Genomic DNA, 14,670 nt, shown 5'->3' on the forward strand with positions numbered 1-14,670 from the left:
CGCACCGTGCTGCACGGCAGTCGATAAATTGCTGGCGGGGCGATTGTCGCCGGATGAGGGCGTCTAATCATACAATCATGCTCCACGGGGATGACTTGGGACATATTTCCCCTTTTTACCGGGCACACTACCGACATATCCTGCAGAAGGAGTCGCTGCCATGAGCCCTTTCAAGAAGGAAGACCGCGATCGTTACACCGATCTGTCCACCGTGGAATCCCAGCGGAACGACCTTACGGCCGAGGAATTCCCGGAAGGACCTTTCGGATCCAGCATCACCGCCGACTCTCTCGGCAAGAGCACACCGTGGAGGGTCGATCAACGACCGCCGAACCGCTTTGACTATGAAAATCGAAGTCTGCATAAACAGCAGCAGCGGGATTTCCCCTCCGAGGATCAAATCCTTCAGCCTGAGCTTGATGCAGAACAGGCGTCTTACGAATCCGATCCTTCATGAAACGACCCTCCTGTCCATCATCGGACAAGGAGGGTAATTTTTTGGGAGAAAATCGGACATTCAGATGAATACCGCACGCAGGCTGGACATAAAATGGCATGAAAAATATCGAATGCTGAGTGCTGTGAAAAAAACGATACAAACACAAAGGGGAGCGGAATGAGAACGAGGAGAAACGATGAATTTGTTGTCTACGTGGTGTCGTTATCCAGCCTAACGCGGTATGTTTCCATTGAGTTTATCGGCGGGTTCTGCGGATATGTCATTGGGCAGAAGGGACTGCACTCCGAAATATTCGGCATGGTGGGCAGCGTTGCTGCACCGATGCTTCTTCGTACCGTGACTTACGGTCCCCCTACCCTACTCCGTCGTCTGGCATCGCTGCGCAGAGTTACGTTATCGTCGAACTAAACGTGGGGGTGGGCAATTTCCAGGTTTTGGGCACCGAACATTCGGATTATTAATATTTAGGATGTTTAAGAATTGAAATGATATAAGCCCCTGACGGGGCTTATTCTTAGTCCATGAATGTTATCTCGTTTCGTTCCTTGTCGTGCCTGATTAAACATTCATTTCTTCTGCTTGTAAAACTCATGATACAGCTTCATAAGCGCACGCTTCTCAATCCTCGACACGTAGCTCCTTGAAATGCCCAGCTCCTTAGCGATTTCCCGCTGTGTTCTCTCTTCCCCGCCTGCTTCCAGTCCGAAGCGTCCGATGACCACTTCCTTCTCTCGGTCATCCAATATGTCGAGATTTCTGTAGATTTTACTTTTCTCGATTTTCAATTGTACGGCATCCACGATATCATCCGCTTCACTGCCAAGGATATCGATTAAGGTGATCTCATTTCCTTCCTTGTCCGTCCCGATCGGATCATGCAGAGAAACATCCTTTCGTGTCTTCTTAAGTGATCTGAGATGCATCAGTATCTCATTTTCGATACAGCGAGCGGCAAACGTAGCCAGCTTGGTCCCTTTGTTCGGGCGAAAGCTTTCAATCGCCTTGATCAGTCCAATCGTTCCGATGGAGATTAGGTCTTCGAGGTCCTCGCCAGTATTGTCGAATTTTTTGACAATATGCGCCACGAGCCGAAGGTTATGCTCAATCAGCTTGTTGCGTGATTGGGGATCGCCTTCGGCCATTAGCTGCAAATGCTTAGCCTCCTCTTCCTCGGTCAGAGGCTGGGGAAACGCATTGTTTTTCACGTACGATACGAGCAGGGTCAACTCTTTGATAAATAATGCAATGGCGGTAAACAATCCAGGCACTTGGGGACACCTCCTGCGAAAATACAATGCAACCGGTCCTAGATCGGCACGGTTTCTCGGTCCTTTCATTGTATGTAGGCAGTCGCCCAGAAGTGCATGTACAGCCACCATTTGCTAAAATATACACCGAACCTGATCAAGGTGCGGGAATGGTTTGATACTGATGATTCCCCGGCATGAATTAACAGCTGGTGGTACACGCTTGTGGCAATAATTCTACAAAAAGCATGCAACGATACGAGAGGAACATACCGGTATGTGCTGCTTTTTAACTCATGATTCTGATTATTGATTAAAAGATTGCTTTATGGAAGCTTTGCCATCCCTTACTTCAACCTCAGCATATGCCCCGTTAATAAAAGTGATTTGTGGTGGAACATGACCACAATCAATATCGTAGATTATTGGAATCTGCAATTCCTCATTTAGCTCTTTGTAAATCTCCTCCGCTGTATAATTGTCAACAGGTTGATTTGCATCGCTTCTTCCAAACAGAATACCCGAACAATGATCAAACCAACCAGCTAACTTCATCTGAACCAACGATCTGCGTAAATCAGTTGTCGATAGTTCGCAATTCTCTAAATACCATAAGATGGGCTCATTATTCACACAATTCTTTTGAAAATGTCGTACTTCACCAAACGGTGTGCCAATTAAATGTCTTATCACATCGATACATCCACCGAGTAAGCGACCGTGTATTTTAACATTAGTATCTTGAATAGTCTTCCAATAAGTTTGTTCTGTTAAATGAAAGACACATGGCGAAGGATCAGAGTGTTTCCATTCCTTTTGATATTTCTCCGATGAATGCTGGATGATGGATTCACCAGTTTTAGTTGATAAGACAGATTGCCACATTGCAGTTGTGCTATCAGAAAATTCTCCACGTAAATCAATAAGATTTGTACCATGAGCAGTTGCTATGCCTGTTTTTAAGGTTATTGCTAACAATAATACACTTGTATCTGAATAACCTAAAATCCACTTTGTCTTTAAATTTTCAAAATCAATGTATTCAAGAATTTCGATTAAAAGTTCGCCTCCCCAAGGCGGGATGATAATACCAATGTGATCATCTCTCATCATTTCATTGAATTCAGTAGCACGTAATTGTGCTGGCGCAGACTTAGCCTTTTCTTGAGTCCATACCGTTTCTCCACAAGCAACGTTGAATCCCTTCATCTCCATACGTTTGAAGGAAAGTCTGAGCATATCGTGTAATTCGACTTTCACCCCTGAAGAGGGCGCTGTTACACCAATTGTTGTTCCTTTTTTCAAAAACGGATATCTGATCATCTGAATCAGCCTCCCCTAAATTGAATTATCATATTGTAAAAATTTGTGTGATGCAATATCTTTTAACGTTTCATATAGGGTTGAAGTGGTCTGATTCTTTTAGTTTTGCTTAAAATATATGATATCCTTAATGTCCTAACCGTGGGCCGGAGTATGTTTCTTCTTATCACACGAACGAAAAAGGCAAACAAAAGTTATAGATTGTCCGTAGGATTGTTAATGCATATTGAGCATATTTAGGATTGAAGTTTGCGTAGATGTAACTCTTACCTCTACCTTCTCATCTCAACCAGCACCGCCTCCGGTCCCGTCGGTCTCAGGCTGCCTCCCTTGGGCTCCATGCTGACCACGATTCGCTCGGCATCTCCCGTCACAACACCATAATAATAGCTTCTTCCTTGCGGCCCCGGAACGAGCATAAATCCGGCACTCGACAGTTGATTGCCGTTCTGGAGCCAGACCTGGTAGTCCTTCTCCTCCAGAGAGTGCAGGCCCTTTACAACGATCAGCATCTCCCCGGAAGCCCGCTTGAGCCATACCGATCCGCTGCCATAGAAAGGCCCTACCGGTTGAATGACATATCGTTCGGTATCCTCGCTCTGCATATGGGCGATTCGCTGGTTCACCGTATGCTCAAAGGTCGCTTCCTGTTGGCCCAGATCGTTCTTGAACGAGAACAAACCGATGACAAGCATCACGAGCAGCGCACCCGCCAATGCCTGACTGGCAATGAACGGCCATGGCCTGGATTTGATTCTTCTCACAATCGCGCGTTTATAAGCGGCGCGCATCAGCTTGCTCCTTAATCGGGCCGATGGCTCATGTGCGGCTGTCACTCCTGGATATGCATCGCTCGTAAGATTCCATTCCGCAACCGAAGGTATATAGTCATATACAGCATGCTCGTCCCCATCCCTGACCATAACTCCCTCCTGGCTAGTGGCTGCGGTTCCGAGCGGCATATCATGCGTAATGGCTCCCGCTTCGGCGCCAAGCAAGTTCTGCCACTCCACGACCGTGCCGGCACAACGGGCACATGTGGCAAGATGGCGCTCCAGATGGTGTGACTCGAGCGCTGAGAGCCGGCCCATCGCGTAATCCACCAGCTTCTCTTCCGGATAAAGCGGACAGCCGGGGTACTGCTCAGCAAGATATTCAAGGCCGGACTTTGAATGTTTCATGCTCCGAGCCCCCTCCTTCCTTCCCGCTGACGATATCCAGTCGCTTTCTTACGTTCTGTATGCCGTATCGGATCAGTGATTTCACAGTGCCTACAGGCCGCTTCATCAGTTCGGCCATCTCCCGGTGCGACATCTGCTCCACATAGCTTCCGTAGACGGCCATTCGCTGCATCGGCGGTATGGTTTTCAATGCCTTTTTCACCTGCTCCAGCTCGACCTGCCTCAGGGCAGCAACCTCCACAGCTTCCCGTTCCCCCGTCCACAACGTCTCCGGCAGCGTATCCTCGCTCCATTCCGTGATCGCCAGACGCTGTTTCCGCCGCAGCCGGTCCATTGCTCTACAGCGCGTTCTTACTGCAAGCCATGCCTCGACACTGCCCCGATCCGGGTCATATTGCTCTGCTTTATGCAGCACTTCCATGAATATATCCTGGCATAAGTCCTCCGCTTCGGCGGCATCTTTCGTAAACTGGAAGGCCAGCCGGTACACCATTTTGGCGTAGGCTTCATAGAAGCGTCCAAAGGCCGCCGCCGACCCCTCGGCAATCTCCGCCAGCCACATCTCAGGATTGTCGTTCATCCCAAGCTCCTCCTTATCCCCTTTCCTTTATGGATCAGCCGAATTTTTTCGATCACATTTTAGCAAAACTGTTCGTTGTTTTGAATCCTGTTCCGGGCTTTTCATGTTCTTTTAATGAATTTTTTAGCTTCTTTTAAGCTTTGTTGTAAATCCACTTCTGCGCGTCATTCGTACCCTTTATGACCACATAAAAATCAGGAGGGGTAGTTCATGAATGTATCCAAATCCAAAATGAAACTGCTGAGTTTGCTGCTCCTATTCGTGCTGGGGGCAAGCCTGTTTACGAATGGAAAGTCGGCCTTTGCCGCGGGTGAAGTGACACTGTACACCCCATATACCTCGATTTCCGTTCCGCCGGGGGAGACAATCAACTATAGCGTAGAGGTATACAACAACACCAACAGTGTCGTCACGGCCCCGCTCCAGCTGTCGGGTCTGCCGGAGAACTGGACCGCCAAGCTGAACAGCGGGGGCTGGCAGCTGAAGGAAGTGTCCGTCAAGCCTGGAGAGTCCGAGTCCGTGACGCTGGAGGTCGGGGTACCGCTTGAAATTGACAAAGGGTCTTATCGTTTTCAATTAACGGCCGGCAGCATGGCCAGTCTGCCTTTGACAGTCGAAATTACGGAAAAAGGAACGTATCAAACCGAGCTGACCACAGATCAGGCCAATCTGGAGGGACATGCCGATTCCACGTTTACGTATACCGTAAACTTGCAGAACCGAACCGCGGAAACCCAGAACTATGCGCTGCAAGCGAGCGGCGAACCGGGCTGGGACGTGAAGTTTACGTCCGGTGGCAACCAGGTGTCCTCCGTCGAGATTGAGGCGGGACAAAGCCAGTCCATCACCGTGGACGTCAAGCCGCCAGCCGAAGTGACGCAAGGCACGTATTCCATTCCGATTCGGGCATCCAACCAGTCCACCTCCTCTGAACTGACCTTGGAAGCGGTCATTACCGGTTCTTACGGGCTTCAGCTTACGACACCTAGCGGCCTGCTGAGCTCCAATGTAACCGCCGGTGGCAGCAAAACGATCGAATTGCTAGTAAAAAATACAGGCACCGCCGATCTGAGCGACATCAACCTTAGTTCCGAAGCTCCGGTGGATTGGGAGGTTACCTTCAATCCGAAAACGATCGAAAGCCTGGCTGCAGGGCAGTCCACGACAGTTGAAGCCAAAATCACCGCTAGCGACAAAGCCATTGCCGGCGATTATGTGACCAGCCTGAAGGCTTCCGCTGCTGAAGCCAGCTCAAATGCGCAATTCCGCATCGCCGTGAAAGGCTCCATGCTGTGGGGATGGATCGGGGTGCTTGTCATTCTGGCGATACTCGGAGGGATCTACTATTTGATTCGCACGTACGGGAGGAGATAACCGTGACGGAAACGGTCATTGATATTCACGAGTTAACCAAAAGCTACAACGGAACCAAAGCGGTTGACGGTCTGTCTCTTCAAATCCAGCGCGGCGAGATTTTCGGTCTGCTCGGTCCGAACGGCGCCGGCAAGTCCACTACCATTCTGATGCTGCTTGGGCTGAGTGAGCCGGATTCCGGGACGATCAACGTCCTCGGGCTTAATCCGACAAGAGAACCGATTCCGGTCAAGCGGCGGGTCGGATACTTGCCCGACGATGTCGGATTCTATGAAGATCGAACCGGGTTTGAGAATTTGATGCTCACTGCTCGCTTGAACGGCATCCCGGAGGAGACAGCCCGCGGCAGAGCGACAGAGCTGCTGGAGCAGGTTGGCTTGACTCATGCCGCGAATAAAAAAGCGGGAGCCTATTCCCGCGGGATGCGCCAGCGGCTCGGCCTGGCTGATGTGCTGGTGAAATCGCCCGAGATCATCATTCTCGATGAGCCTACGCTCGGGATTGACCCGACAGGGATGGAGGAGCTGCTCGGCCTCATAAGAAAGCTCAGCCGCGAGCAGCACCTGACGGTGCTCCTGTCATCCCACCAGCTGCATCAGGTGCAGCAAATCTGCGACCGTGTCGGTCTGTTCGTCCGCGGGCAGCTGCTGGCTCAAGGCGACGTTTCAAGCCTCTCGCGCACCTTGTTTGCCGATGATCCGATTATCATCACCGCCGAGATGGACGGATACAGCTCCCGCCTCCAGGATGAAATCCGAAGCATCGAGGGCGTGCATCATCTGGAGGTTGGCGCTTCCTTGCAAGCAGATAACAGCCCGGCAGAAGCGGATGTGCCTGAACCGGACACTGCGGTGAGGCTCATTATCCGTTCAAGCACAGACTGCAGTCCGGAAGTTGCCAGAAGAATTGTTGAGGGCGGTGGAAGGCTGTTCTCCCTGAGCAGACAGCAATATGGCCTCGACGAAATTTACCATCGTTATTTTGCAGGAGGTGACGACAAGCATGGAGAGAAGAGCGACAGCAAGCATTACAGCCAAGCTTAAAAGCCTCGGAGCAAGCGCAAGCAGTCTGGCCGCCAAAGTGAAACAGTCGCTATCGAAACGGCCGGGCCCTTCCGCCCGTGACTCCGTGCGAGCGCATCATTCGGGTCCATCTCCATTCGGGGTACTGATCCGCAAGGAAGTGGCCGATCATATTCGGAGCTGGCGTTTTATTCTGCTGCTTGGCATTATCGCCCTGACTTGCGTAGCGTCGCTGTACACGGCCATGAACAGCATTCAGGAAGCGATCCGCTCGGACAGCGAAACGAATGACTTTGTCATTCTGAAGCTGTTTACCATCTCGGATGGCACGCTCCCAACCTTCATCGGCTTTGTCGGGTTTCTCGGCCCGCTGCTTGGAATCGGCATGGGATTTGACGCTATCAACAGCGAGCGCAACAAGGGAACACTGAGCCGGATTATGGCCCAGCCGATCCACCGCGACGATCTGCTCAATGCCAAATTTGTTGCTTCCCTCATGGTCATCAGCCTGATGTTTCTGACGCTCGGTTTGCTTACGATGGCGCTCGGCACACTCATTATCGGCATCCCGCCTACTTTCGAGGAATTTTTGCGGGTGATCAGCTTTCTGGTGGTGACGATCTTTTACGTCGCCTTCTGGCTCAACCTGTCCATCACGTTCTCGGTGCGGTTCCGCCAGCCGGCAACCTCCGCGCTCTCCAGCATCGCGGTGTGGCTGTTCTTCAGCTTCTTTTTTGACATGATTCTGAACCTGCTGGCCCGAGGCATAGCCCCGAACGCCGCAACCGCCACGATGAATGATGTGCTGAACTATCAAAATATGATGCTATGGCTGGGAAGATTGTCCCCGTACACGCTGTTTAACGAGGCGGCGAGCACCTTGCTGATGCCGTCAATCCGAAATTTGGGGCCGCTGACGACCGAACAGGTATATGGCGCCATCGCCAGCCCGCTTCCATTCGGCCAAAGCCTGCTGCTCGTGTGGCCGCAAATTACCGGCCTCACTGCAGCCACGCTGATCTGCTTTGCCATTTCATACGTGATGTTCCTGCGCCAAGAGATCAGAGGACGGGCCTGATTCGCGGACTACCTCATCAGCAGCGAACCTATATAAACAACAAGCTCATCCGAATCGCCATGATTCAGATGAGCTTGTTTCTTATCTTCTGGATGAACCCTTCATGATCTCATGTCCGATCATGGAGAAGAGCTCGCTTTTTCCTACTCCTTTAGATAACCGATCGTTCTTAACCACTCCTCGCATAAGCTTGTCCACCGCGATACATCCGGCACATCCTCGGCCAGGCCAAGTCCATGTCGTCCATGCGGGAAGACGTGAAGCCCGAACGGAATATGATGTTTACTTAACGCTCCCGCATACAACAGACTGTTCTCGACCGGAACTGCACTGTCGTCGGCCGTATGCCATAGAAACGCCGGCGGCGTGTTCGGCTGGACCGCGAGTTCTCCGGACAGCTCGCGCCGCAATGCCTCAGTCGGATGATCCCCCAACAGGTGGCTTACCGACCCTTCATGCGTAAATTGCTTGAATGAGATGACCGGATAGCACAGCACCGAAATGTCGGGACGGGAGCTCTCCCGTTCAACCGGATCAGATGCCTCTGGATCCCCTTTATCAAAATGCGTACTTGCACATGCGGCCAGATGCCCTCCAGCAGAAAAGCCCAGAATACCGATACGATTCTGATCGATGTTCCATTCCTGGGCATGGTATCGCACAAGTCGGATCGCTCGTTTGGCATCCAGAAGCGGATAAGGATGCTGGTACGGTGACACACGATAATGCACCACAAACGCCGACAAACCGATGGAGTTCAGCCATTTGGCCACCGGCTCCCCTTCATGATCCGCTCTGAGCCTGTATCCACCGCCAGGCAGCACAAGCACCGCGCCCCGAACGACTCCATCCTCAATCAGATAAGGCGTTATTTCAGGCACAAATGCCCCTTCTCCCGGTTCATAGCCTGGGGTTTGCTGTATATTCTCCCATAGTTTCATCCACTGCAGCTCCTCTCGGTTATATTGCCAGCCTCCAGAGTCTGCTATAAGACCCTGGAGCAGTCTGGCGTATGATCATCGATGCATGAAGCTTAGGACGTGGGCTGACTCCCTTTCATTTCCGCTCCTTCTTCACCCTTGTCCCTTGGCAAGCAGGTCCAGTCTGAGCGGTGTGAATGTGTCCAGCAGGACCGATGGCTCCAGCGCCTTGACGCCATGCTCCGCATTGCCGGGGATGACAATGGTATCCCCTTCGCGGATGACCGTTATTTCGCCATCAATATAGAATTCGATAGAACCTTTCAGGCAATAACTCATCTGTTCATGGGGATGTCGATGCAAAGCGCCGATGGCTCCCTCCTCGAAATGAACCTCCATCATCATCAGTTCTTTTCCCGGCTGGAACAGCTTCCGTTTCACGCCCGGCTCTGCCGCTTCCCATACTCCGATGGGTGCCATAAATAACCATTCCTCCTTCGCTTGTGATCCATTGCTCCTCCCGAGTTTCCCCGGACAGTACACCGCCTGCCGCTTCACAGATCCATGCTCAGCCTCGCTTCCTTCAGCCGATCATTTCCCGTATCTACTTCGCCGCAGGCCTATCGTTCTCCTACTCCTACCGCATCCTTTTTGCGACTGTTTATACTGGGGCGGCCCGCTTGCTGCAAAACCGCTGATCCCGGGCGAATTCCGGGAATCTGGTAGCTGCCGCTACATTTCCTTTCCGTCCAGACCCGGACTGCGGTTGTCCCTGTGCAGGGTTCCTATACGGAACGCCGGGAACGAAGGCGAGGCCAACCAGCCGACCAGCAGCTGAAGCAGCGCAATGCCCGTCAGCACCCATACCAGCGCGCCCTGCTCCAGCTGGACCGAAATCAGCATGTACAGAATAACGCCCGCACATCTTCCGGCATTGGTGAACGTTTCGCGCAGCACCACCGCCTCCACCTTGAAATGCTCTCCGAGCGGAAGATCTCCGCTAAGCTTGTAGTAGTAAGAGGTATATGCGTTGTTTTGCAGCGGCTTTACACAAGAGAACAACAGCATGAACAAAATGACCGACCACAGCTCAATTCCGGCAAACAGCGGGATCGAGCCGATAATGAAGCCGGCTGCAGCGATGTTCAAATACAGGTTGTTCAGCCCGGGCCGCCCCCACTTGGCCAGTGCAAACCCTGACAGGATCGTGACGCTCAAAAAGACAACATTCATGTAATTGACAAAGGCCTCCCTCGGCACAGCCTGATAGAGCAGGATCGCCGGAATATAGGCGAGGATTCCTTGTGGAAGCCCGAACACAAACCAGCCCAGCAAGGACCGGTAATAAGCCGGATATTTCCGCATGATTTGTAGCGCATATTTTAAATAATAGGCTTTATGCTGGGTTTCCCGTCTTTTCATTTTCAGGCTGTTCACCGAGGCATAAGCAAACATCAGAAATGCCAAAAGATACACATAGGTATAGCCTTGAAACCCGTCGGACCATCCGACGATCACGCCGGCCAGCGCCGGTCCAGCCAACAGCGAGACGTTGGTAATAATGAGATTCAGCCCGAGGTAGCGGTGCCGGTTCTCATGATCTGTCACATCCTGAATCATCGTGAAATGCCCAAGCCAGTAAAAAGCGGTGGAGATCCCTTTCAAAAGGGCAAAGGCGATATACCAATCCACCATCCGCTCACCGGCAATCAGGATACACAGATAGAATAGCGCCGTCAGATATATCCCCAGCCGATAGGCAAGCAGCCGGTCCCTCTGCTTGGCTGCCTTTCCGATCAAAATCGAGGCCATCGGCGCCACGGCCAGCGTCATCAGATTGAACACTCCGTTGACCCATAGATCGCTCGTGAGCCGCCACAAATACAGGTTGACCAAAATCGCCGCCAAAGCGTTCCCGAATTGATAGATGCCGTGGTTGAACAGGGTGATACGCGCTTCTTCGGAGAGCTGGTTGTCCGGAGAAGATCTCCCGGACCCCCGGATCCATCTGCCGAAACTACCCATCCGCCGAGGTAAGCCTGGTGGACAGCCAGACCTTTGCAGCCGGCAGCATCTGTTCATCCAGTCCGGCAAATTGCCGCAGGGAATAGCGGATGAGAACAGCCTGCGTACCGGCGTTCATATCCCCTTCAACCTCTCCTTTCCCGATCGGAACCGCTGCTGGCATGTCGGGGTAATACTCACCCTGTTTAACCTGGGCCACATTCGGCGCCGGCGGTGAATGGTCAATCTCTCTGGAAAAACCGCCATCCGTTCGCTTAAGCCTTGCCATGTTGTCCAGTGTGATCTCCGCGATCTCAGTCAACTCCTCTTCGGTCATCGGGACATGGATCGCCGATAGCAGACTGATCGGATTGCGGATATAACACATGTCCGATGCGGTTTCATGCCGCAATGCATGAAGCAGCGCATTGTAAATTTGTTCAGTACGCGGAAGCGGCACTTCAAATTTGCTGTAGAACGTCAACAGCTTGAAGGTTCCGGATATTTGAACGTAGGGAGCGCCTTCGCCCCAGAGTCCCGTCTCTGGATTCTGTATGCTTGCAAAATAAGACAGCGCCTGCTGCAAAAACGGCTCACGCTTCTCCTCCTCCATCTGCGCTAAATAAGGAGCGGAGTTGCACAGCCTGTCGCAGCCGCGCCAGCTGTTTGCGAGACTGATCGAGCGAAGCCACTCGCCGTACGCTTCGGGCGATTGACAGTAATCCGGAAATGAACTCGCCGCATCTCCAAGGCTGCTGCCCGGCAGCGGATACAGCGGCTCCGCGCCGAATTTACGGAGTGCCCTAAGACTGTATCCGAGCGCGCGGCCCACCATCACGTCGTCTTGTCTCATATTCGGATTGGCATCATAGAAATACCCCGTCTCTGGGTCCTGTCTGCTCTGAAAAAAACGGACAACGCCCTTCTTCATGTCCTCTGTCAGGTATGGGGTAAGCCCGCAGCGCTCGATAATGTTCAGCGCCTGAGCCGTTGATTCGATATCCGGCACAAACTCCCCGGAATCCCTTGAACTGCGCGCATAATAGAAGCCTCCGGAGTCCGGATCGTATTGGCCCTCAAGCCATTCAAAAAAGCCGTCAAACAATCCGTCTCCCCGTTCAAGAATACCATCCAATCGCCGCTTCATTCCGTTCCCTTCTTTCGTCTCTAGTTATAGCTCTTTATAAGTGAATTTTCGGAAGACCGCCTTGCCGCGGCCCACGGCATCCAGTCCGATGCGAAGGCTCTGAAACCCGCCGAGCGTATTATGGTGCATGCCTGATGCGTCCACCACCTTGTCATACTTCATCCACTTCGTGCCATCAAAACTGTAATAAAAAGAAACGATGTGCTCATCATTCACGATCCGCACCCAGGCGTATCCGCTGTCGCTTGGCATCGTGGCATAATTTTTGAAGGAACGGAAAAACCGCACTCCGCCGCCGTGTACACCAAGCCCCAAATAGGCATAGTCGTTGTAATACAGCAAGAGCCTCCCCTCGACTTCCCCTTCCAGCGCAACCTCTACCTCTGCCATATACCGCTTGTGCGCCGGCATATAAAATAAAGGCGAGTGCCGCTCCTTCTCCGAAGCTCCGGACGCAATCAGCCCACCCGGACCGGTTCGAAAACGCTGTTCCGGTTCTGTGCCTTCTGTCTGCCACTCCAGGCAAAGGCCCGGTTCCTGGAAGGAATCTTGGAACTTGAAGGCTTCAGCAGCCGGATTGGCTTCTGCCTTGCCAGCCGCGCGGAACCAGCCGTCTTCTGTCCATTCAATCGGCTCCAGCAGCGTCTGTCTTCCGAGCGTATGATAGCCGCTTGCATAGGCATGATAGACCATCCACCATTGCCCGTCCGGTGCATCAATAAGCGATGCATGTCCCTTGGACCACCACGCCTCTTCCTTGCTCCAGGTGCGGACCACCGGATTATACGGGGAATGCTCCCACGGTCCCCAAGGCGTCCTGGACCTTGATGACACCGCCATATGGCTCGTAGGCGGACCGGCTGTCCCTCCGACGGCCACGGTCAAATAGTAATAGCCGTTATGATAGGTGACCTTAGGGCCTTCCAGGCTGTACCCTTCGACCACCCAATCCTCCGGATAGCGCCAGCCCTCGTAGATTTCCCTTGCCTCGCCGGCCACCGACAGTCCGTCATCGCTCAATTCAACAATGTATCCGCCGGACATATGCAGATAGCGCTTACCGTCCGGACCAACCGTATGACCAGGGTCAATCCCCTTAATTCCGAGATTGACCGGTTCACTCCACGGACCGGCCGGATGCTCCGCCGTTACGACCCAGTTCGTCCCTCCGGCAGGATAATAGATATAGTAGCGCCCGTTATGCACGGCAAAATCGGGCGCCCACACATCCCCGCCATAGCGGGTCAGCGCAGCGCCAACTTTCGTCCAATGGAGCAGATCCCGGGAATGCCAAATGATGAGTCCAGGTGTCAGCTTATAGGAAGAATGCGTCATATAATAATCTTCACCGACCCGAATAATGGAAGGATCGGCGTAGTTCCCGCCAATAATAGGCGCGTACAGCTTGTTCTCCATGAGAGCTCCTCCAAGTGTTCTTATTATCCTTTAATCGAGCCGAGCAGGGCCCCCTTGGCAAAATGCTTCTGCAAGAACGGATATACGCACAAAATCGGAAGCGTCGCCACCACGATAACCGCCATCTTCACCGTCTGCTCTGGCGGCCGGACAAAGTCCTCCATGCTGGAGGTGTCGGCGGTCAGCCCGCTGGCCAGGATAACGATCTGGCGCAAAATAACCTGCACCGGCCACTTGGCTCCGTCATTCAGATACAGAATCGCCTGCATGTACGTGTTCCAGTAGGTCACGGCATAGAACAGCGAAATCGTTGCAATCGCAGGCATGGACAGCGGAATGACAATCCGGAACAAAATCCCCCAGTCGCCGGCACCGTCAATTTTGGCAGATTCCTCAAGACCTTCGGGCAGGTTCTGAAAAAAGTTCCTCATAATGATAAGGTTGAATGCATTAATCGCCGTCGGTACGATCAGCGCCGCATACGTATCGATCATGCCAAGCTCCTTCACCACGAGGAAGGTCGGGATCATGCCGCCGCTGAACAGCATCGTAAATACGACCATGAACATAATGAAATTGCGTCCGTCCAAATCTTTGCGAGACAGGCCATAGGCCATCAGACATGTCAGCAGCATGCTGAACATCGTGCCGAAGAACGTGACCCCGACAGAAACGCCAAGGGATTTGAATATGGTATTCGTTGAAAATATATATCTGTAAGCGTCCAGCGACCATTCCGTCGGGAACAGGACAAACCGCTTCTGTGCCAGCTCAGCCACCGTCGTAAACGAACCGGCGATGACATGCAGGAAAGGCAGAATTGTAACGAGGCCGATAATCAACAATAGCGTATAATTGACGATATCGAAAATCCGGCTCGGTATTGTTTTGTCATGTACCATAGCGCTCCACCTTTCT

At 52.4% G+C, this 14,670-nt stretch carries 15 protein-coding genes; 5 read left to right on the forward strand and 10 right to left on the reverse strand.

Annotated elements, in window-relative coordinates:
- Positions 1 to 160: 160 nt before the first annotated feature.
- Together MKX64_RS02190 and MKX64_RS02195 are read left to right on the forward strand one after the other, a co-directional pair.
- The gene (locus MKX64_RS02190; protein ID WP_095397420.1) at positions 161 to 457 is read left to right on the forward strand and encodes a hypothetical protein; all 297 of its coding nucleotides are present in this window, start codon (positions 161 to 163) and stop codon (positions 455 to 457) included.
- Between the two features lie 159 nt (positions 458 to 616).
- Positions 617 to 868 carry a hypothetical protein gene (locus MKX64_RS02195; protein ID WP_341035266.1) on the forward strand — a complete coding sequence of 84 codons (252 nt, stop codon included), beginning with the start codon at positions 617 to 619 and terminating at the stop codon, positions 866 to 868.
- A gap of 158 nt (positions 869 to 1,026) precedes the next feature.
- On the opposite strand, the gene sigK is transcribed toward MKX64_RS02195, so the two are convergent.
- The 4 genes from sigK to MKX64_RS02215 all read right to left on the reverse strand — a co-directional run bounded on the left by sigK (position 1,027) and on the right by MKX64_RS02215 (position 4,791).
- Positions 1,027 to 1,728 carry an RNA polymerase sporulation sigma factor SigK gene (gene sigK / locus MKX64_RS02200; RefSeq protein WP_095263048.1) on the reverse strand — a complete coding sequence of 234 codons (702 nt, stop codon included), beginning with the start codon at positions 1,726 to 1,728 and terminating at the stop codon, positions 1,027 to 1,029.
- Positions 1,729 to 2,013: 285 nt separating this feature from the next.
- Positions 2,014 to 3,030 carry a S66 family peptidase gene (locus MKX64_RS02205; RefSeq protein ID WP_341035267.1) on the reverse strand — a complete coding sequence of 339 codons (1,017 nt, stop codon included), beginning with the start codon at positions 3,028 to 3,030 and terminating at the stop codon, positions 2,014 to 2,016.
- Positions 3,031 to 3,302: 272 nt separating this feature from the next.
- The gene (locus MKX64_RS02210; protein ID WP_095397418.1) at positions 3,303 to 4,211 is read right to left on the reverse strand and encodes an anti-sigma factor; all 909 of its coding nucleotides are present in this window, start codon (positions 4,209 to 4,211) and stop codon (positions 3,303 to 3,305) included.
- A complete protein-coding gene (locus tag MKX64_RS02215; RefSeq protein WP_095397417.1) occupies positions 4,186 to 4,791 on the reverse strand; it encodes an RNA polymerase sigma factor in 606 nt (201 codons plus the stop codon). The genes MKX64_RS02210 and MKX64_RS02215 overlap by 26 nt, the downstream gene beginning before the upstream one ends.
- 210 nt (positions 4,792 to 5,001) lie before the next feature.
- Here MKX64_RS02215 and MKX64_RS02220 point away from each other — a divergent pair, with 210 nt between their 5' ends.
- The 3 genes from MKX64_RS02220 to MKX64_RS02230 are packed head-to-tail and all read left to right on the forward strand — an operon-like array spanning position 5,002 to position 8,265.
- Positions 5,002 to 6,165 (forward strand): COG1470 family protein, encoded by a 1,164-nt coding sequence (locus tag MKX64_RS02220; protein ID WP_095263045.1) that lies wholly within the window; start codon positions 5,002 to 5,004, stop codon positions 6,163 to 6,165.
- Positions 6,166 to 6,167: 2 nt separating this feature from the next.
- Positions 6,168 to 7,208: an ABC transporter ATP-binding protein gene (locus tag MKX64_RS02225; RefSeq protein WP_244908046.1), complete on the forward strand. Its 1,041-nt coding sequence runs from the start codon at positions 6,168 to 6,170 to the stop codon at positions 7,206 to 7,208.
- Positions 7,168 to 8,265 carry an ABC transporter permease gene (locus tag MKX64_RS02230; protein WP_095263043.1) on the forward strand — a complete coding sequence of 366 codons (1,098 nt, stop codon included), beginning with the start codon at positions 7,168 to 7,170 and terminating at the stop codon, positions 8,263 to 8,265. The genes MKX64_RS02225 and MKX64_RS02230 overlap by 41 nt, the downstream gene beginning before the upstream one ends.
- 143 nt (positions 8,266 to 8,408) lie before the next feature.
- On the opposite strand, the gene MKX64_RS02235 is transcribed toward MKX64_RS02230, so the two are convergent.
- The 6 genes from MKX64_RS02235 to MKX64_RS02260 all read right to left on the reverse strand — a co-directional run bounded on the left by MKX64_RS02235 (position 8,409) and on the right by MKX64_RS02260 (position 14,654).
- Positions 8,409 to 9,206: an alpha/beta hydrolase gene (locus tag MKX64_RS02235; RefSeq protein WP_095263042.1), complete on the reverse strand. Its 798-nt coding sequence runs from the start codon at positions 9,204 to 9,206 to the stop codon at positions 8,409 to 8,411.
- 132 nt (positions 9,207 to 9,338) lie between these two features.
- Positions 9,339 to 9,665, reverse strand: a complete 327-nt coding sequence (locus MKX64_RS02240) for a cupin domain-containing protein (RefSeq protein WP_095263041.1) — start codon at positions 9,663 to 9,665, stop codon at positions 9,339 to 9,341.
- A 252-nt stretch (positions 9,666 to 9,917) separates the two neighbouring features.
- Entirely contained in the window at positions 9,918 to 11,210 is a 1,293-nt protein-coding gene (locus MKX64_RS02245) for an MFS transporter (protein ID WP_095263040.1), read from the reverse strand.
- A complete protein-coding gene (locus MKX64_RS02250) occupies positions 11,203 to 12,336 on the reverse strand; it encodes a hypothetical protein (protein WP_341035268.1) in 1,134 nt (377 codons plus the stop codon). Before MKX64_RS02250 ends, MKX64_RS02245 begins: the two co-directional genes overlap by 8 nt.
- A gap of 24 nt (positions 12,337 to 12,360) precedes the next feature.
- Complete coding sequence (locus MKX64_RS02255) at positions 12,361 to 13,752, reverse strand: family 43 glycosylhydrolase (protein WP_095263038.1); 1,392 nt, start codon at positions 13,750 to 13,752, stop codon at positions 12,361 to 12,363.
- 23 nt (positions 13,753 to 13,775) lie between these two features.
- A complete protein-coding gene (locus tag MKX64_RS02260) occupies positions 13,776 to 14,654 on the reverse strand; it encodes a carbohydrate ABC transporter permease (RefSeq protein ID WP_095263037.1) in 879 nt (292 codons plus the stop codon).
- Between the last annotated feature and the right edge of the window lie 16 nt (positions 14,655 to 14,670).

The sequence above is a fragment of the Paenibacillus sp. FSL M8-0334 genome (genome assembly GCF_038000405.1).
GTDB lineage: Bacteria > Bacillota > Bacilli > Paenibacillales > Paenibacillaceae > Paenibacillus_AQ > Paenibacillus_AQ campinasensis.